At 63.1% G+C, this 18,524-nt stretch carries 21 protein-coding genes; 17 read left to right on the top strand and 4 right to left on the bottom strand.

What is annotated here, in order from left to right:
* Positions 1-10 precede the first annotated feature (10 nt).
* The 17 genes from ruvC (at position 11) to Q0X62_RS02895 (ending at position 14,671) form a co-directional block, all read left to right on the top strand.
* Positions 11-511, top strand: a complete 501-nt coding sequence (gene ruvC / locus Q0X62_RS02975; protein ID WP_297731434.1) for a crossover junction endodeoxyribonuclease RuvC — start codon at positions 11-13, stop codon at positions 509-511.
* Entirely contained in the window at positions 508-1,149 is a 642-nt protein-coding gene (gene ruvA / locus Q0X62_RS02970) for a Holliday junction branch migration protein RuvA (RefSeq protein WP_297731431.1), read from the top strand. The genes ruvC and ruvA overlap by 4 nt, the downstream gene beginning before the upstream one ends.
* 87 nt (positions 1,150-1,236) lie before the next feature.
* Positions 1,237-2,292, top strand: a complete 1,056-nt coding sequence (gene ruvB, locus Q0X62_RS02965; protein ID WP_297731429.1) for a Holliday junction branch migration DNA helicase RuvB — start codon at positions 1,237-1,239, stop codon at positions 2,290-2,292.
* Entirely contained in the window at positions 2,289-2,753 is a 465-nt protein-coding gene (ybgC, locus tag Q0X62_RS02960; protein WP_297731427.1) for a tol-pal system-associated acyl-CoA thioesterase, read from the top strand. The genes ruvB and ybgC overlap by 4 nt, the downstream gene beginning before the upstream one ends.
* Before the next feature lie 226 nt (positions 2,754-2,979).
* Positions 2,980-3,528 carry a hypothetical protein gene (locus Q0X62_RS02955; protein ID WP_297731426.1) on the top strand — a complete coding sequence of 183 codons (549 nt, stop codon included), beginning with the start codon at positions 2,980-2,982 and terminating at the stop codon, positions 3,526-3,528.
* Between the two features lie 173 nt (positions 3,529-3,701).
* Positions 3,702-4,370 carry a protein TolQ gene (tolQ, locus tag Q0X62_RS02950; RefSeq protein WP_297731424.1) on the top strand — a complete coding sequence of 223 codons (669 nt, stop codon included), beginning with the start codon at positions 3,702-3,704 and terminating at the stop codon, positions 4,368-4,370.
* Positions 4,371-4,374: 4 nt separating this feature from the next.
* Positions 4,375-4,809, top strand: coding sequence for a biopolymer transporter ExbD (locus Q0X62_RS02945; protein ID WP_297731421.1), 435 nt, complete (start codon positions 4,375-4,377; stop codon positions 4,807-4,809).
* 13 nt (positions 4,810-4,822) lie between these two features.
* On the top strand, positions 4,823-5,656 hold the full coding sequence (locus tag Q0X62_RS02940; RefSeq protein WP_297731419.1) for a hypothetical protein: 834 nt from the start codon (positions 4,823-4,825) through the stop codon (positions 5,654-5,656).
* Positions 5,657-5,683: 27 nt separating this feature from the next.
* Positions 5,684-7,045, top strand: a complete 1,362-nt coding sequence (gene tolB, locus Q0X62_RS02935) for a Tol-Pal system beta propeller repeat protein TolB (RefSeq protein WP_297731417.1) — start codon at positions 5,684-5,686, stop codon at positions 7,043-7,045.
* A 132-nt stretch (positions 7,046-7,177) separates the two neighbouring features.
* Positions 7,178-7,705 carry a peptidoglycan-associated lipoprotein Pal gene (gene pal, locus Q0X62_RS02930; protein WP_297731416.1) on the top strand — a complete coding sequence of 176 codons (528 nt, stop codon included), beginning with the start codon at positions 7,178-7,180 and terminating at the stop codon, positions 7,703-7,705.
* 110 nt (positions 7,706-7,815) lie between these two features.
* Positions 7,816-8,718, top strand: a complete 903-nt coding sequence (gene ybgF, locus Q0X62_RS02925; protein ID WP_297731414.1) for a tol-pal system protein YbgF — start codon at positions 7,816-7,818, stop codon at positions 8,716-8,718.
* Between the two features lie 4 nt (positions 8,719-8,722).
* Complete coding sequence (gene tilS / locus Q0X62_RS02920; RefSeq protein ID WP_297731412.1) at positions 8,723-10,084, top strand: tRNA lysidine(34) synthetase TilS; 1,362 nt, start codon at positions 8,723-8,725, stop codon at positions 10,082-10,084.
* 98 nt (positions 10,085-10,182) lie between these two features.
* Positions 10,183-12,096, top strand: coding sequence for an ATP-dependent zinc metalloprotease FtsH (gene ftsH, locus Q0X62_RS02915; protein WP_297731410.1), 1,914 nt, complete (start codon positions 10,183-10,185; stop codon positions 12,094-12,096).
* Between the two features lie 146 nt (positions 12,097-12,242).
* Positions 12,243-12,758 (top strand): hypothetical protein, encoded by a 516-nt coding sequence (locus Q0X62_RS02910; protein ID WP_297731408.1) that lies wholly within the window; start codon positions 12,243-12,245, stop codon positions 12,756-12,758.
* Positions 12,759-12,854: 96 nt separating this feature from the next.
* Positions 12,855-13,685 (top strand): dihydropteroate synthase, encoded by an 831-nt coding sequence (folP, locus tag Q0X62_RS02905; protein ID WP_297731406.1) that lies wholly within the window; start codon positions 12,855-12,857, stop codon positions 13,683-13,685.
* Positions 13,686-14,327 (top strand): glutathione S-transferase family protein, encoded by a 642-nt coding sequence (locus tag Q0X62_RS02900; RefSeq protein WP_297731405.1) that lies wholly within the window; start codon positions 13,686-13,688, stop codon positions 14,325-14,327.
* Positions 14,328-14,332: 5 nt separating this feature from the next.
* Complete coding sequence (locus Q0X62_RS02895; RefSeq protein WP_297731403.1) at positions 14,333-14,671, top strand: multidrug efflux SMR transporter; 339 nt, start codon at positions 14,333-14,335, stop codon at positions 14,669-14,671.
* Here Q0X62_RS02895 and Q0X62_RS02890 read toward each other — a convergent pair.
* The 4 genes from Q0X62_RS02890 to Q0X62_RS02875 all read right to left on the bottom strand — a co-directional run bounded on the left by Q0X62_RS02890 (position 14,668) and on the right by Q0X62_RS02875 (position 18,478).
* Positions 14,668-15,861: a Xaa-Pro peptidase family protein gene (locus Q0X62_RS02890; protein WP_366946095.1), complete on the bottom strand. Its 1,194-nt coding sequence runs from the start codon at positions 15,859-15,861 to the stop codon at positions 14,668-14,670. The two genes, Q0X62_RS02895 and Q0X62_RS02890, sit on opposite strands and share 4 nt — an antisense overlap.
* Positions 15,862-15,952: 91 nt before the next feature.
* Positions 15,953-16,714: a cupin domain-containing protein gene (locus tag Q0X62_RS02885; protein ID WP_297731399.1), complete on the bottom strand. Its 762-nt coding sequence runs from the start codon at positions 16,712-16,714 to the stop codon at positions 15,953-15,955.
* Between the two features lie 96 nt (positions 16,715-16,810).
* On the bottom strand, positions 16,811-17,467 hold the full coding sequence (locus Q0X62_RS02880) for a TetR family transcriptional regulator (protein WP_297731397.1): 657 nt from the start codon (positions 17,465-17,467) through the stop codon (positions 16,811-16,813).
* A 3-nt stretch (positions 17,468-17,470) separates the two neighbouring features.
* Positions 17,471-18,478 (bottom strand): RluA family pseudouridine synthase, encoded by a 1,008-nt coding sequence (locus Q0X62_RS02875; RefSeq protein WP_297731396.1) that lies wholly within the window; start codon positions 18,476-18,478, stop codon positions 17,471-17,473.
* Between the last annotated feature and the right edge of the window lie 46 nt (positions 18,479-18,524).

The raw sequence follows: 18,524 nt of genomic DNA, 5'->3' as shown, positions 1-18,524 counted from the left end.
GGAGGGGCGAATGGCGTTATCCGTGCGAATACTGGGAATTGACCCCGGCCTCCGTCGAATGGGCTGGGGCGTAGTGACCGTCGAAGGCTCGAGCCTCCGCGCTATCGCCCATGGCGTCATCACGCCGGCCACGAGCGCACCCCTGAGTGAGCGGCTGTCGCATATTTTTACGGGGGTGAACGCGCTTGTGGAGTCGTACCAGCCGGACGAAGCGGCGATCGAGGAGGCCTTCATGGCCGCCAATGCTTCCTCTGCGCTCAAACTGGGTCATGCCCGGGCGGCGGCGTTGCTAGCTCCGGCGCAGGCGGGCTTGCCGGTTGCCGAGTACGCGGCGCGCCTGGTCAAGAAATCCGTAGTAGGAACCGGAGCGGCCGACAAGGTTCAGGTCGCTGCCATGGTCGGTATCCTCCTGCCAGGAACAAAGGCGACGGCCGACGCTGCCGATGCGCTTGCGGTCGCTATCTGTCATGCCCATCACAGACGGGCATCGCGTATCGGGAGTGCCGCATGATCGGAATGCTGAAGGGGCGGGTCGAAGCGCTCGGAGCGGATGAGTTGGTGCTTGAGGTCAACGGCGTCGGCTATCTGGTCGGCGCAGGCGCTCGAACGCTGGCGCGGCTCGAGCCGGGTCAGGACATCGTCTTGCAGATTGAAACGTATGTTCGCGAAGACGCTTTCAAGCTGTTCGGCTTCATCGATGATATTGAACGCGCCTGGTTTGTTCATTTGCAAAACATCCAGGGTGTCGGTGCGAAAGCGGCCTTCGCCATACTCGATACGGTTCCGGTCAGCGAAATCGCCAACGCAGCCGCCCTGGGAGACAAGGCCACCTTCGCCCGGGCAAAGGGGGTTGGTCCAAAGCTGGCGACCCGGATCGCGACCGAGCTCAAGGACAAGGCCCCGCCAAGCGGCCGTAGTTTCTTGATCGGCTTGCCTGTCCACGGCGCTACCGGCGAGGCAATGCCGGCGAGCCCGGTCGTGCGCGGCGGCGATAGCGCTGCGCGTGACGATGCCGTCTCCGCCCTGATTAATCTGGGCTATAACGAAAGCGCGGCCCGGCAGGCCGTTGCCACGACCCTGCGAGACCTGGGCGATGAAGCGGCGCTAGGCGATGTCATTCGCCTGTCCCTGAAGGAGCTAGCGCCATGATTTCTTATCCGTTCGAGCGTTCGTTTCGACGTGTCACCTGTGTCCGGATGGACGCGGGTGCGCGGATCACGATAAATCCCGCCGATCATGACTGACGCCCTCGACCCGCCCGGCGAAGACCGCCTTGTTGACCAAGACATGCAACCCAGTGACGGCCGCGATCGGGCCTTGCGCCCGCTCTCCTTCGCCGATTTTGTCGGACAGAAGGCTGCCATCGCCAATCTCAAAGTCTTTGTTGAGGCGGCGCGTCGCCGTGAGGAGGCACTCGATCATGTTCTGTTGTCCGGCCCGCCCGGGCTAGGCAAGACAACGCTGGCCCAGATCGTGGCGCGGGAAATGGGTGTCGGCTTTCGGGCGACGTCCGGCCCGGTGATTGCCAAGGCCGGCGACCTGGCGGCCATCCTGACCAATCTCGAACCGCGCGATGTGCTCTTCATCGACGAAATTCACCGACTTGCGCCGGCAGTTGAGGAGATCCTTTATCCAGCCATGGAGGATTACTGCCTCGACCTGGTGATTGGCGAGGGGCCGTCCGCCCGGACAGTCCGGATCGAATTGCCCCCCTTTACTCTTGTCGGCGCGACGACTCGCGCCGGCTTGCTGGCGACGCCGTTGCGAGATCGCTTCGGCGTCCCGGTGCGACTCGAATTTTATGATGAGGCCGAGCTGGGCTTCATCGTTACCCGCGCGGCGGCGAAGCTCGGGATTGAAGCCACACCGGACGGCGCGCGTGAAATCGCGCGACGGGCGCGCGGCACGCCGCGGGTCGCTGGTCGTCTCCTGCGTCGGGTTCGGGATTTCGCCGAGGCGGAAGATGCGCAGCAAATTACCGATGCCGTCGCGGATCGCGCGCTCAAGCGCCTTGAAGTGGATGAGATCGGACTGGACAGTCTCGACCGGCGTTACCTCAAGGCCTTGATCGAGAGTTTTGGTGGTGGTCCGGTCGGTGTCGAAACCCTGGCAGCCGCGCTCGCCGAAGCCCGTGACGCCCTGGAGGACGTGGTCGAGCCCTTTCTTATCCAGCAGGGTTTCATCCAGCGGACTCCGCGCGGTCGCCTCGCTGCTGCCCGTGCGTGGGATCATCTCGGACTGACGCCGCCCCAGGTCGGCAATGGCAACCCGGGAGGCTTGTTCGGCAAATGAGCAAGCTTCTTCAACCGGCCAGCGGTCAATTCGGTTCCGACAAGGCGCACCGGCTTCCGGTCCGTGTCTATTACGAAGACACCGACTTCTCCGGTGTTGTCTATCACGCGCGCTACCTCCACTTCTTCGAGAGGGGTCGCACTGAAAGCCTGCGTGCCTGCGGCATTCACCATTCCGAACTGGCGGCCATGGAGCCGTCTCTTGCCTTTGCTGTGCGTCGCATGGGGATCGAATTCATCCGCGCGGCGCGGGTCGATGATGTGCTGATTGTCGAAACCCGTTTCAAGCCACAGATGGGTGCCCGCCTCATGATGGAGCAGGCATTGACTCGCGAGGGTGAGGTGATCGCAACCGCATCGGTTCAGGCCGTGTGTATTGACGGTGCGGGGCGAGCGAAGCGGCCGCCTGAATGGATGCAAAAGCAGTGGCGCGATTTCGTCTTGCCTATTGCCTCGGAATAATTCGCATTTGCATACATTTTTGGCATCAAGGTCGAAGATAACTTGCGTGTAATGTGACGGGTCGGTACCCCTGAAAGAACAGGGGGAGTGTTTGGCAGATTATTTCAAAACGCCTGGACGGTCGGCAAGCGGACTATCAGGAGCCGGACCTTCGCAGCAGCCGGATCCGCCTCCCAATTTCGGATTCAGCGTCGCTCGCGTGCTTCAGGACGGAGCAGACGTTTTCATGCATTCCGTGCATGAAACGGCGGACGGCGGCGATGTCTGGGTGACGATGAGCCTGGTTCGCCGCGATGCAGCCGGTTTGATGTCCGTCAGGCGCCAGGTGTCGGCGCGGTTCTCGCCAAGCGGAACCTACAGTGCTGCTTCAGCAGCCGCCGAGCCGGACCCGCGCCTGGAGGACGAGGCGTCGCTTAACAAGGCGCAGGTGCGCGCATTTATCAAAATGGTCGTTCAGGGGGGCGGTACGCAGCATCGTGACGCCTTTATCGACCGTGGCCGTTTCGTGTCTCATTCGGCCGGTTCCAGCTGCCGTGCAGAAGGCTATGATGCACTCGTCGCACGTCGCAGCCCGCGACCGAATCTGACGTATCATGGCGTCGATGATGTCGTTGGGGAAGGCGCCTATGTCGCCGTCTTCTCCTGCTTCGACATGGACGGCGCGACTTATCGGGCTTGTGATCTCCTGCGCCTGGAAGCAGGGCGGATCGTCGAGCATTGGGATGTGGTCGAGGAAGTCGCGCCACACTCGGTCGCGCACAATGACGATGCGTGATCGCGCAGTATTTGCGGTTATCACCTCCTGAAATTTGCCGTATTCGGTAGGCAAGGATCCGTTACGGGCGGAGTGCGTCGTTGCAGGCATGGAGTCTGCATCGCGCTGGACGGATTGTGGAACACGGTATCGAGCCGGTGCGGACATCGGGTCGAAGCGCAAGGGTGAGCGTTATGGAGTCTTCTATCGTCGAGGTCGCGCAAGTGGTGGAGGGGTTCTCCTTCTATTCATTGTTCATGCGCGCCGACTGGGTGGTGAAGGGCGTGATGGGTATTCTGGCCTTCATGTCGGTCTGGTCTTGGGCGATCGCCATCGACAAGGCGCTGCAATTGCGGGGCCTGCATGCCAAGGCCAAGCTGTTCGAGCGCGAATTCTGGGCCGGTCGGTCGATCGACGCGCTGGCCGACCAATTTGCGAAGAACCCGCGTGAGCCCTTCTCCCGTGTCTTCGCAGCGGGTCTGCGTGAATGGAAGGGTGACAATGCCGGTGGCCGCGTCTCCAAGGCTGCGGGCGCCGAAGCCGGGCGGCAAATGACCAGCTCGGAAGGCGGGCTGGGCATTCTCGCCACCATCGCGTCTGCCGCACCCTTCGTTGGCCTGTTCGGGACAGTTTGGGGCATCATGAATGCCTTCCGCTCCATCGCGGCCTCGCAAGACACCAATCTGGCCGTCGTCGCTCCGGGTATTGCCGAGGCGCTGTTCGCCACCGCGCTGGGCCTGCTAGCCGCCATCCCCGCCGTGATCTTCTTCAACGCCTTGTCTGCCAATCTTGCCAAATATGGCTCGCGCCTCGACGGTTTCGTGGACGAGCTCTCGGCGCTGGCCGACCGGGACGGGCTGTAGTCCGATGGCTGTATCGCTCGATAGTGGCGGTTCCCGTCGCGGCCGCGCCCGCTGGAAGCCGAAGGCCGAGATCAATGTCACGCCTTTCGTGGATGTGATGCTGGTCCTGCTGATCGTGTTCATGATCACCGCGCCTCTGCTAACGGTGGGTGTGCCGGTCAATCTGCCCGAGACCGAGGCGCGCAACCTTCCCGCTGGCGAGGAGCCGCTCACGGTGACGGTGAATGCGGACGGTATGATCTATCTGCAGGAGACCGAGGTCGAGATCGCGGAACTCGTTCCGCGTCTGCGCGCCATTGCCGGCACCGGTTTCGACGCGCGGATCTATATCCGCGCTGATGACGGCGCCGCCTACGGCGATGTGGCGCGCGTCATGGCGAACATCAATGCGGCGGGCTTCTCCAATCTGGGCCTGGTGACGGACCCGGTCGAGCGGTAGTGGCGGCAAACTGGTGCGTGGTCTCGTTCTCTCCCTTTTCGTGCATGCCGGCATTATTGCGGGCGGGTTGATCTATCTGCCCCGCGTGTCTTCCATGCTGGAGAGCGCGCCGATTGTGCCGATCGAGCTGGTGACGCTCGCAGACACCACAAATGTCCGTGCCGCCCGGCCAGACCCCGAGCCGGTCGAGGAAGCGGCGCCGGAAGAGACGATCGACGACGTCATTGCCGAACCAGAAGGAGCGCCAGCTCCCGAGCCGGAACCGGTCGAAACCGAGCCAGAAATCATCGATGCCGAGCCCGAGACGCCGGCCGCGCCCGACCCGGAACCGGTTGCGGAGGCGCCCGAGCCTGAGCCGGAACCTGTGGCACCAGACCCCGCTCCGCGTCCCGAGCGCCGCCCCGACCCGCAGCCCGCCGAGCCGTCACTAAACGACATGCTGGGTGATCTGTCCCGCAGCGTTGCCGAGACGCGTGACTCGCAGGCGGCGGATGAGGGTGCGCGCCGCGCGGCGGTCGGCAATGGCGAAGAGATGACGGCCACCCTGCAGGTCATGTTGCGTTCGCACCTGTCACGCTGCTGGCGCGCCTCGCTGGATGCCCCCGAGCCCGATGAGCTGGCCGTTCAACTGGTACTGACCCTGGACCGCAGCGGTGAACTTACCGGCCCACCGCGCCTTTCCGACCAGGCTCGCATTCTCAACTCACCGAACCCGTACTTGCGCGTGGCTGGCGAGCGAGCTCTGCGCGCCGCCGTTCAGTGCCAGCCCTATCCGCTCCCGCCAGAAGCTTATTCTCAATGGCGTCAAATTGAGGTCAATTTCTCGCCGTCCTTATACGGTGGCTAGCCACATTCGTCCCGGAGACCCTGTCCCATGACCCGAATTCTTGTCCTGTTTGCTGCGCTCTTTGCCTTGATTGGCTGGTCCGCCGCCTCCGACGCCCAGGAACCCCTGCGGGTCGACGTGACCCAGGGCAATCTGGACCCCATGCCGATCGCCGTGCCGGACTTCGTGGGGGCCTCGGACGAGGCCTTGCGGCGCGGTGCCGACATCACCCGCGTGGTCGCCAATGACCTGGCCAGTTCCGGTCTTTTTGCGCCGGTCGATCAGGATGCTTTCATCGAGGACATCACCAATATTGACCTGCGCCCACGTTTTTCCGACTGGCGAGTGATCAATGCCGATGCGCTTCTGGTTGGCAGTGTCACCATCCAGGAGGATGGCCGCCTCGTTGTCGGCTTCCGCCTTTGGGATACGCGCCTGGAAGAGCAGCTTCTCGGGCTGCAATATCGTACTGCCCCGGAAAACTGGCGTCGCGTGGCGCATCGCCTCGCTGATGCCGTCTATGAGCGCCTCACCGGCGAGACCGGCTATTTCAACACGCGCATTGTTTATGTGTCTGAAGGCCGCGGAATTGACGGCGAGCCCATCCGCCAGTTGGCTTGGATGGACCAGGACGGCGCCAACCCGTCTTTCCTTACCGATCGCTCCTATATGGCGCTGTTGCCAAACTATTCGCCGAGTGCCCAGGAAATCACCTATGTATCTTTCCTCGACGGCCAGGCCACGACCTATCTCTACAATCTAGAAACTGGGCGCCAGGAAGCACTCTTCGCGTCCGGCGGTGCCGGTGCCGCAAGCCAGGTCGACCTGGACGGCCAGAGCCTGTCCGCGCGCTTTTCACCGGACGGGTCCGAGTTGGCGGTGTCGATCGAAACCCGGTCGGGGCACGACATCCACCTGTTCGATCTGCAGACTCGGAATCTGCAGCGCTTGACCCAGCATCCGGCCGATGATGTGGAGCCGTCCTTTTCGCCGGATGGTGGGCGTATTGTCTTCTCGTCGGCACGTGGCGGCGGCTCACAGCTCTATGTCATGAATCGCGATGGCAGCGATGTGCAGCGCATTACCTTTGGCTCCGGGCGCTATACGACGCCGGTCTGGTCGCCGCGTGGCGACCTGATTGCCTTTACCAAACAAGTGGGCGGCCAATTCCTGCTGGGCGTCGTCAGGGCGGACGGGTCCGGCATCGAACGTATCCTTTTCGAAGGCTATTTCGTTGACACGCCGGCCTGGTCGCCCAATGGCCGCGTCCTGCTTTTTACGCGTGGAGAACAGCGCAGCAATGGCACGCGCTATGAAATCTGGAGCATTGATCTGGCAGGCTTCAATCTGCGGCGGCTAGCGACGGGCGGTATGGCGTCCGACCCGGCATGGTCGCCCTTGATTGAGTAGACGATTTCTGCGTAACGTTTCGTCCGGTATGCGGCGCCATTGGGGGGGTCGCCATCGGTACAAGATCACGTGCTACGTGATTGGGAGTAAGCCACAGGCTTCGATGCTTGGGCTGGATGAGGGTGTAACATTATGAAAATAAAGATTTTTGCCATTGCGGCGCTGGGGGCATTCGCGACCGCTTGTGCTTCGACCCCTCCGGTCGACGACACGGCGCCGATGCGCGATCCGGACCCGATCGCAGCGCCGGACAATACCGGTCCGGTCGATACCGGCCCGGGTTACGAGCTCGGTTCGACCGCACATTTCGTGGAAGCCGCGGGTGATCGGGTCTTCTTCGGTCTGGATCGCAGCGACCTGTCCGACGAAGCCCGCGCGACGCTTCGCCGTCAGGCCGCCTGGCTGGCTTCCTATCCGAGCGCTCGCATCCTTGTTGCCGGCAATTGTGATGAACGCGGCACGCGTGAATACAATCTGGCTCTCGGCGCCCGTCGCGCGAATGCAGCCCGGACCTATCTGATCAGCCAAGGTGTGGATCCGTCCCGGATTTCGACGACCTCCTACGGCAAGGAACGTCCGACCTGCATGCAGTCGTCGGAAACCTGCTGGGCGGTCAACCGCAACTCGACCACGACCTTGGTCGGCGGTTACACCAACTAAGCTGTTGCTACTCGTGACAGAGAACGCCCGTGACACATGTGTCGCGGGCGTTTTCCATTCCGGCCCCGAACGCCGCAATTTCGCCGTCCTCCTTCGTTAGGTGCGTTCACATGATCAGATATATCTTTTGCTCCACCCTCTTTGTCGCATTGCTTGCGGCGACTCCTGCCGATGCTCAATCGCGCCGCGAACTGGCTGAGCGGATTGATGCGACGGAAGTCCGCATCGGTGAACTCGAAGCCGAATTCATGGCTGGAGACCCGGTGGCGGAAGCCCTGATCCGGCGCATGGACGAGCTGGAATACCAGGTTCAGGCCCTGACCGGTGAGAGTGAGCGTTTGAGCTTCGAGAACCGACAATTGCGTCAGCAGGTCGAAGTCCTGGAGCGAGAGCTGGAGGCAAACCGGCGTCCTTCGGTGCCGGCGGCTGACGATCCGGCCGTTGCCTGGATGAATGAGGGGCTTGGCCCGGATGGTGAAACCGTGCTGGAGGACGGTGCCGAGACCGCGAACGGTGCCGAACTCGCCATCATTGATCCCGACGATCCACACGGCGAAGCCCGGGCCGCGGCGACCGGTGTGCTGGGCGGTGCGCCCGTGATCGGTGAAGGTGGTGATGCCGCACGGGTCGATCCGGCTGCGACGTACGAGGCGGCCCGAGCCCGTCTTCTCGATGGGGATTTCGTTGGAGCCCAGGACGGCTTCGAGCGCTTTGTCGCTGACAACCCGGATCATGGGCTGACCTCCCAAGCCTATTATTGGCTGGGTGAAACCTTTTATGTCCGCAGCGATTTCACGCAAGCCGCTGATGCCTATATCGCTTCGCTGCGCCAGCAGCCGGAAGGCGAAAAGGCACCAGATGCACTGGTGCGCCTCGCGGCTTCCCTGCACGGGATGGGGCGAACCGAGGATGCCTGTGCGACCCTGGCCCGCTTCGGCCGACAATTCCCCAATGCCGCACCCGCCTCGCAGGCACGCGCGGCCCGGGAGTCGGTGCGCGCCAACTGCCGATAGGGGATTGGTCCAGCCCGCCGATATCGTCTTCGCCGAACTGGATCAGCGCGCCGGGTGCGGACGTGTGGGCATCGCCTGCTCTGGCGGCAGCGATAGTCTCGCCCTGCTTTTGCTGGCCTCCGACTGGGCCCGGCAGAATGGCCGCAGCCTGCATGTTCTGACCGTTGATCATGCATTGCGTGCGGAGAGTCGCGCAGAAGCGGAGTTTGTGTCCGGTGTGTCGGCTCGGCTCGGATGGCCCTGCGATGTGCTGAATTGGGATGCGGCCAGGCCCGGTTCCGGCCTGCAGTCTCGCGCCCGCGCCGCGCGGCACGCCTTGCTCGCCAGCGCTTGCAGACGACATGGCCTGCCTGTTCTGCTGATGGCGCATACGCGTGATGACCAGGCCGAGACAGTGGCCTTGCGACTGGCGGCAGGCGGCAACTGGCACAGCGCGACGGGGATGGCGTATCAGGCCCCATCACCAGCCTGGCCGGAGGGGCGTGATCTGACTCTGGTGCGGCCCTGTCTCGGTGTCAGCCGTTCGACATTGCGTGCAGTTCTTACCCAGCGGGGCGAGCGATGGATTGATGATCCGTCCAACACCGACCCTCACTATGCACGTATTCGGATGCGTGATCGGCTGGCCAGGCTTCGCACGGCCGGATTTTTGACGGAACGCCTCGCCGCCCTGGCGGAAGACTTGGCGCCGATCCAGCTGGTCGAGCGCCGATCAGCCTGGCTGGCAGCGCAGACCTGCCTCGTTCTGAGGGATTGGGGCGGTGCCGAGATTGAGCTCGCGGCCTGGGCCGGTATCACGCCAACAGTCCGTCTGACTTTGCTCGAAGCGCTCGTCTCGGCGATTTCCGGCCAGGCCCTGAGTCCGTCCCGAGCACGCCTGCAGCCGCTGGACGCGGCACTTCTGTCCGCCCAGCCGCGGTCGGGATGTGGCGTCGGGTTGCTACCCCCGGCTAAAGGACGAGCCATGATGATCCGGGACCGCGGCGCATTGTTTGGGCGTGTGGATCATGCAGCGTCACAGCCGTGGCTTGACGCGGCGGACGGCAGCCGGGTCTTCGATGGCCGCTTTGAGATCCGGGCGGGCGCCAACGATCTTGATTGGGCGGTTATGGGAGATACGTATGAAGGGCTGCAAAAGCGCGCTATACTTGATGCAGTGCCTGGAGCTGCGCGTCCCGGCCTGCTCGTCGCGCGTCGCAGAGGACGCATTGTCACGATCGCCGGACTGGATGCGGGCCGGGCCGATGAGAATAACGAAAGCGTGACCGCTGCACAGGCGGTTCGCCCGCTGATTGCGCACAGATTTTGCAGGCGTCTGCTTCCGGAAAGTGCGGGCAGATGGTTTGATGCTTCGAGGGCGGCGTAGTGACGCGATTGTCGCCCAGCTGTCAGTCCGACTCGCACTGTGGACATGGAATGCCCATATCAGGTCGGGAATGACCGTATGATTGAACGGAAAAACACATGCCGATGAGAAATATTGCGATCTGGGCCGTTGTTGGCCTTCTGGTCCTGGTCCTGGTTCAGATGGTCAGCCGTCCGGCCGATCAGGTCGGCGCACAGCCGGGGCCGTCCTATTCGGACTTCCTCGACCGGGTCGAGCGCAATGAAATCTCCAGCGCGACAATCACGGGTGATACGCTCGTGGCGCAGACAAATTCCGGTGAAACCTTCGAGGTGGTCCTGCCGCCGTCGGATACCGAAACTGTCGCGATCCTGCGCGAGGCCGATGTGAATATTCGCGTCGAAGAAGCGTCCGAGGGGGGTAATGTCTTCCTCTCCATGCTGTTCAACTGGTTCCCGCTTCTGCTTCTGATCGGTGTCTGGATCTTCTTCATGCGCCAGATGCAGGGCGGCGGACGTGGCGGCGCGATGGGCTTCGGCAAGTCCAAGGCGCGCCTGCTGACCGAGCATCACGGTCGCAAGACTTTCGATGATGTCGCCGGCGTCGATGAAGCCAAGGATGAACTCCAGGAAGTCGTCGAGTATCTGAAAGACCCGTCGAAATTCCAGCGTCTGGGCGGCAAGATCCCGAAAGGCGCGCTGCTGGTTGGTCCTCCCGGTACCGGTAAAACTCTGTTGGCCCGAGCCGTGGCCGGCGAAGCCAATGTGCCCTTCTTCACGATCTCCGGTTCGGATTTCGTCGAGATGTTCGTTGGTGTTGGCGCTTCGCGTGTTCGTGACATGTTCGAGCAGGCCAAGAAGAACGCGCCCTGCATCATCTTCATCGATGAGATCGACGCGGTCGGCCGCTCGCGCGGTGCCGGCCTCGGCGGCGGCAATGACGAACGCGAACAGACGCTCAACCAGCTCCTTGTCGAGATGGATGGTTTTGAGTCCAATGAGGGCATCATCCTGATTGCGGCGACCAACCGGCCGGACGTTCTCGATCCGGCGCTGCTGCGTCCGGGCCGCTTTGACCGCCAGGTCGTGGTGCCCAACCCGGACATCACCGGTCGCGAGAAGATCGTGAAAGTCCACATGCGCGATGTCCCGCTGGGCGAGGATGTAGATCCGAAAGTGATCGCACGCGGCACGCCGGGCTTCTCTGGTGCTGATCTGGCCAATCTGGTCAATGAAGCCGCCCTGCTGGCGGCCCGTCGCAACAAGCGCCGTGTCTCGATGCAGGAATTCGAGGATGCCAAGGACAAGGTCATGATGGGGCCGGAGCGCCGCTCCATGGTCATGTCCGAGAAAGAAAAGCAGCTCACGGCCTACCACGAATCCGGACACGCCATCGTCGCAATCAACGTGCCGTCCTCCGATCCGGTCCACAAGGCGACGATCATTCCGCGCGGCCGGGCTCTGGGCATGGTCATGCAGCTGCCGGAAGGTGACAAGATGTCGATGACGCATGAGGAAATGACCTCGCGCCTCGCCATCATGATGGGCGGCCGCGTTGCGGAAGAGCTGAAATTCGGCAAGGAAAAAGTGACGTCCGGCGCGGCGTCCGACATCCAGCAGGCGACGCGTCTGGCCAAGGCGATGGTCACCCAGTGGGGCTTCTCCGAAGAGCTTGGTCCGATCGATTATGCCGATAATCAGGGCGAGGTCTTCCTCGGCCAGCAATTGGTTCAGAGCAAGTCGGTCTCGGGCACCACCGCCCGCAAAATCGAGGAAGAGGTCCGCGGCCTGGTCCAGGCTGGCATGGATGAGGCGCGCCGCATCCTGACCGAAAAGCGCAAGGACTGGGAGACCCTGTCCGAGGGGCTGCTCGAGTATGAGACCCTCTCCGGCAGCGAGATCACCGATCTGCTCAATGGCAAACCACCAAGCCGCCCTGATGATACGCCCCGCCCGCCGAGCGACACGCCGACCAGCGCTGTCCCGACGACGGATGAGGGCCCGGATGCTGACCCGGAGCCGCAAGGCGCCTGATCGGCTTTCGCGAGTCGAAATTCAATAGCCCCGGGCCTGACAGGTTCGGAGCTTTTTCTTGCGGCGGCCTGGAGTTTGGTCGGATCAGCCTTGTCACGTCAGTCAAATCACGAACAAATGCCCGGGCAATCATGGGGCATTGGAAGATGATGCGAGTATTGATGGCTCTGTCCGCGAGCGTGCTGGTCGCAGCCTGTTCGCACAACTCACCCCCCGTGCAAGACGCCGAGATCGTGCGTCCTGCGTCGTCGACAAGCCTGATGACCCGGTATTCGGTGTCGGTCGAGGCCGCTCTGCCAGACCTCCGTGTCAGCAGGGAGGAGGCGTCAAGCTTTCGCAGCGACGGTCGCGGTGAGACTGTGATGTTCGTCTATCTCGAGAACTTGCCCGCCGGCGTTGCCGATCTGTCGGACGCGCATGGATCGGAAAGTCGGACCTTGATGGTCGGTATGCAGCCCATGCGTGGTGGCGACGGACGGATCACCTACGACATTCACTTGGCGTTCCAGGATGACGTGCACGCCCGACCGTTCGGCCTGGAAGAGTCGCCGCGGCTCGTCGTTGCAGAGGGCGAGACGGCAACGGTGCATCTTGGCCAGGAGGCGGGTGACATCTATTCCCGTCTGGCCATCGACCTGACCTCGCACACGGTCAGCGATTGATCAGCCCTGATCAGGCTTTCAATTGTCGCGCCGCCGCGTTGCAGCGTATATCAGGGGCAGGCAGTCACACTTCCCCGTCCCAGCAAGCGGATCGTCATGGCCAAATTCCGTTCCCGCCGCCAATCGGACCTGCCCTTTGTCATGGGCGTGCTCAATGTCACGCCTGACAGCTTTTCCGATGGTGGTGATTTTGTAGACCTCGAGGCTGCGGTCGCGCGCGGTCTGGAGATGCTCAAGAACGGTGCCGATGTGATTGATGTCGGCGGCGAGTCGACGCGCCCGGGGGCCGCGCCTGTGGCCGAGGATGAGGAGTTGCGGCGCGTCATTCCGGTCATCAAGGCGCTCCGCGAGCGCACGGCTGCCCGCATCTCGATCGATACATTCAAACCGGCTGTGGCCCGCGCCGCCGTCGAAGCCGGAGCCGATATCTGGAATGATGTCATGGCGCTGCGGGCGGACGGCGCGGTCGAAACCGCCGCCGAGCTTGGCGTGCCGGTCATTCTCATGCACATGTCGGGCACGCCCCAGACCATGCAGGCCGACCCGCAATACGAGGATGTCGTGTCGGACGTCTGCGACTTCCTGACCGAGCGCGCGGACATCGCCATGGCGCGCGGCGTAAGTGCCGACAGTATCTGGCTGGATCCGGGCATCGGTTTCGGCAAGTCGCTGGATCACAATCTCGCGCTCATGCGCGACCTCGATCAGGTGATCGGCCTGGGCTATCCAGTTCTCTTCGGGGCCTCCCGCAAGCGCTTCATAGCGGCTATTGACGAGGGCGCGGCCGAGATGGAGCGGTTGGGTGGATCGCTTGCGGCTGCCCTGCGTGCGGCGACGGCCGGAGCGGCCATGGTCCGCGTCCATGATGTGCGCATGACGGTGCAGGCGTTGAAAGTGCAAGCGGCCATCCGCAAGGGACGCGCCTGAATGGCCTACACGCTCTATGGCAGGGCCGGTTTCGGATCGGTCTGCGTCGAAGCGGCGCTGGAGCTGGTCGGAGCGGATTACGAGTTTGTGGAAGTCGACCCGCTCGGCGATGCCGCCGAGCAGCGCCGCGTGCGGGCGGTCAATCCGGTTGGCCAGGTTCCGACCCTGATCCTGCCCAATGATAGCGTGATGACCGAAAGCGCTGCCATCCTGATCTGGTTGGGTGACCGCCATTCAGATGCCGGTCTCGCGCCGGCGATCGACGCGCCGGAGCGGGCCGAATATCTGCGTTGGATGCTGTTCCTCGCCTCCAGCTTCTATTCCACCTTCACGATTTCCGATGGCCCCGAGCGTTTTCATCCTGACAGCGCGACCCATGCCGACCTGCTGGCGATGGCGGACCGCCGCCGTCTGGATATGTGGACGCTGATGAATGACGCCTTCGATGGTGCGCCCGGTCCCTTTCTGCTCGGCGAAAGCCTGAGCCTGCTGGATCTCTATGTCGCTATGATGAGCCGCTGGGATCCGGGCCGGGCCGCCTTCGAGGAGGCCTGTCCCGCGCTCCTGCACGCCGTCGAGCTGACCGAGGCCGATACGGTCGTGGCCGAGGTCTGGGCCCGCAATTTCCGGCTCGAGCGCTGATCGCGATGGGCTGGCTGACCAATTCGTGGACCCTGCTCGTGCTGGGCGGCATCTGCGAGATGGGCTGGGCGCTGGGCTTCAAATATGTCCGCAGTGATGCGCCCTGGTGGCAGCACGCCGCCGTGCTGGCCACGCTGGCCGCCTCCATGGCGCTCCTCTGGATGGCGATGAAATCCCTGCCGGCCGGGACGGCCTATGCGGTGTGGACCGGCATCGGCGCGCTTGGCGTGGCGACGCTCGGCATTCTCGTCTTCAACGAGCCGGCGACCCATTTGCGGATTTTCTTCCTCGCTTTGATCCTGATCGGGATCATCGGCCTGAAGGCGGTCAGCGGTGAGACCTAGCCGAACGGATCGTCTATGGCCCGCGAGGGCTCGGTAAACCAGCGTGGCCCGGTCGGGGTCATGTAGAAATGATCCTCAAGCCGAATCCCGAACTCGCCCGGCACACAGATCATCGGCTCGTTTGAAAAACACATGCCCACTTCGAGCCGGGTGTCGTCGCCGCCGACCAAGTATGGGCCTTCGTGGATATCGAGGCCGATGCCATGACCGGTCCTGTGCGGAATGCCGGGCAGGGCATAGCCGGGGCCGAACCCGCGTCGCTCCGCTTCTGCGCGCGCGGCCGCATCGACCGAACTGCAGCTTTCGCCGATCTGGGCGGCCTGGAAGGCGGCGAGCTGGCAGGCTTTCTCCGCGTCCCAGACTTCGCGCTGCCGATCCGTCGGTTCACCGAAGACATAGCTGCGGGTGATGTCGGATTGGTAGCCATGAATGGCGCAGCCCGTATCAATCAGGACCACATCGCCGTCTTCGAGCGTTTTCGGATTGGCAACGCCATGGGGAAAGGCGGTGTCCGGTCCGAACAGGACGATGCAGAAAGTGGAGCCGCCCGGCGCGCCGATAGCCTTGTGAGCGGCATGGATGAATTCGGTCACTTCGCGGGTCGAGATGCCCGGACGCAGGATACGCGCGGCCGCTGCGTGAACGTCCAGCGTGGCATCCTTGGTCGCCTGCATGAGGGCGATTTCCTCGGCATCCTTGCACACACGGCCGGACAGCACCGCTTCGGCGGCATCGCCGGTTTCACCTGGCCAGGCGTGGGAGAGGGCATTGGCGGTTACCAGCGGCGTGGTCGGATCGATCCCCAGACGGCCCTTGGCGTCGTCGAGACCGGCGAGGGTCGCGTACGGGTCTTCATGTTCTTCCCAGGTGGCGAGTGGCGCGGTCAGCCGCATGAAGCCTTCAAGCGTGCCGGTCTCGAAAGCCGGGCCGAAATAGGTCAGACCGCCATCCGCGGTCACAAGCGCGCCGACGAGGCGTTCCGTCGCCGGCCATCGCAGGCCGGTATAATAGTTGAGATTGGTGCCGGCATTGAGCCAGATCGCATCAAGCCCGGCCTTGCCCATCCGGTCCCGCAAGCCATCCAGCCGTTCGCGCAGGCTGGCTTCGGGGATGGGTTGGCAGTGGCTGAGCCGGTCTTCCAGGCGCGAAAGCTCGGTCGAGGCGTCAGATCCGCCGACACCCTTGGTCATCGCGTGCGCTGTCATACCGGTCTCCTCTTGCGAAGCCGACAGGCTAGGCGGCGGCGCTGCGTGAGACAACGCCGCCGGTGCAGGTGCGACCTCAGGCGCCGTCGCCGAACATGAAGAGCAGGAATTCCGCTGGCTCATCGAACGGGTTGAGGATTTCATGGGAGACATTGGCCGGTATCATGAGGACCTGCCCATTGCCGACTTCGTGGTCGACCCCGTCAATGCGCGCGATGGCGCGATTGCCGGTGAAAACAAGGAGGGTCGGGAAGGGATTGGTGCGGCTGCGCGGATCGGCATTTACATGCTGGCCGGGCATGACATGGCCGAACCCGCTGCGAAAGCCGGGCTGGTAGTAGATGATCCCGACATTACCGCCATGCACTTCCCGCGTGGCATGCTCGCGCCAGTTGATGATTTCCGGTGTGCCGCGGGTCCAGAAGTGAAAGGTGAGGGAGAGGATGGCGGGATCGAAATCCGCCCCGTCCATAAGCTCGATATCCATGGGCGCATAATCGCTTGAGAACGCCTTGCCCATGGCTGTGAGGGCCGCCATTTCGCCACGATCGACCTGGGCCAGCGCGTCCGCCTCGGCCGTGTAGTAGAAGGTCGGGCTTTCCGGTTCGCCGTGGGTGACGGCATAACTGCCAGCGTCTGCGTCCATGGTGATGGTCCACCAGTCGCCATCAACCACGACACCGAATTCGGTGCTCGCCTCGAAGGTCGGGTCTTCCAGATAATCGGCGGCGAAGCGGTCCAGGATGGCCCCGGTGCCGTCGTTCTGGGCCTGGGCGGTCATTGTTACGGCCAGTCCGGCGGTGAGGCCGGCGAGCCCGTATTTGATCCAGTTCTTCATCGTCACGTGTCCCTTTGTCTGTTTCAGTCAGCCCGTTACGCTTATAACTATCCGGGTAGATAATTATGCGGGCGAACGCCCCCTTAAATCCCCCGTCTAGTCCTGCGTTGACGTGATGCCCGAAAGCATGAGGTCGCGCAGGTGACGCGTAAATGGCGCAGCTTCGATTTCGAAGTCTGCCATCCCTTGATGCGTGGAGATTGCCGTTCGGATGCGTCGGGTGACCGAAAAAAAGATCGCCGAGCCAACGATGGACAGGTGCAGCATGTGCGGATCGACGGCGCGGAACCGTCCTTTCGCATGGCCGGCTTCATAAAAGCGGCGCGTCGTTTCCATGAAATTCCGCAGTTTTCGGGCCGGCCCTTCGCGGGTCATGATCTCGCCATCGAGATAATCGCGCAGGATCATGCGAGGAAAGCCGGGTCGACTGATGATGGCGCGGGCAAAGACCTCGATGAAGTCACCCATATCGGCCACCGGATCGACGGGCTGGGCCAGCTCGGCTTTCAGACGGGCCAGTACATCATCGATGATCGCTTCGATGATGGCGGTATAAAGCCCGTCCTTGTCACCGAAATAATAGCGGACCATCGCCTTGTTGGCTTCGGCTTTCTCGGCGATGGCATCCAGCGTCGTGCCGGTGAAACCGTGAGCGGCGAACAGGTCTTCACCCGCTGCCATCAGGCGCGCCTTCGTCGCTTCCGCATTGCGGCGCCGCGCCGGGCGGGCAGGGGAGGCAGACGAGGCCGTCATGGCTCAGAGCGTCTCGAGTATGGCTTCGACCCGTTTCATATCGTCCGGCAGATCGGTCTGGAAGCGCAACGCCTCGCCGGTCACCGGATGCTTGAATCCGAGAATGGCCGCGTGCAGGGCCTGGCGGCGGAATGTCTTGAGTGTGCCCGATTCATCATCATGTTCGAGCAGGCGTCCGCGTTTCTGGCCGTAGACCGGATCGCCCAGGAGCGGGCTGTTGATATGGGCCATATGAACGCGGATCTGGTGCGTCCGTCCGGTCTCCAGGCGACATTCCACCTTGGCCGCCATTCCGGTGCCGATCGCGGCTCCGACCGTCTGCCCATAGCGCTTCAGCGTCGTGTAATTGGTGATCGCATGTTTGCCCGCTTCCGAGTTCGGGTCGTGCGGGACCTCATATTTCATCCGGTCGCGCGAGGACCGCGCGATCTGGGTCTCGATCCGCCCCGCCTTCGGGCTCGGCGCATTGCGGGTGAAGGCAATATAGGCGCGCTCGACGGTGTGGCGGGCGAACTGGGCGCTGAGGCCCTGGTGGGCGGCATCGGATTTGGCGACCACCATGACGCCGGAGGTTTCCTTGTCGAGCCGATGAACAATGCCCGGTCGCTCGACGCCGCCAATGCCGGACAGCGAACCGGCGCAATGATGGAGCAGGCCGTGAACCAGTGTCCCGGTCCAATTGCCTGCGGCCGGATGAACCGACAGGCCCGCCGGCTTCACGAGCACGATCAGGTCACTGTCTTCATGCAGGACATCCAAGTCCATCGGCTCCGGCCTGGGAGTGTCCGCGCGCGGAACCGGGATTCCCAGCGTGTAGGTCGCGCCGGACAGGATCTTGGCCGAGGGATCCGTCAGCACGGCGCCACCTACGGCGAGATGCCCCTCTTCGATCAACGCCTTGATCCGGGAACGGGACAAAGTGTCGATCTGGTCAGCGAGCCAGCGGTCAAGGCGAGCGCCGGCATCGTCCGGCTCCACCTCGAATGATCGTGTCTCTGCGATTTCGGTCATGAACCGACACTCCCCCAGCTGATGCGCGAATGCAACGCGCGGCTTG

This window comes from uncultured Maricaulis sp., assembly GCF_947259345.1.
Classification (GTDB): Bacteria; Pseudomonadota; Alphaproteobacteria; order Caulobacterales; family Maricaulaceae; genus Maricaulis.
Note: the sequence above shows the minus strand (reverse complement) of the source record. Positions and strands in the feature narration are given on the sequence as shown.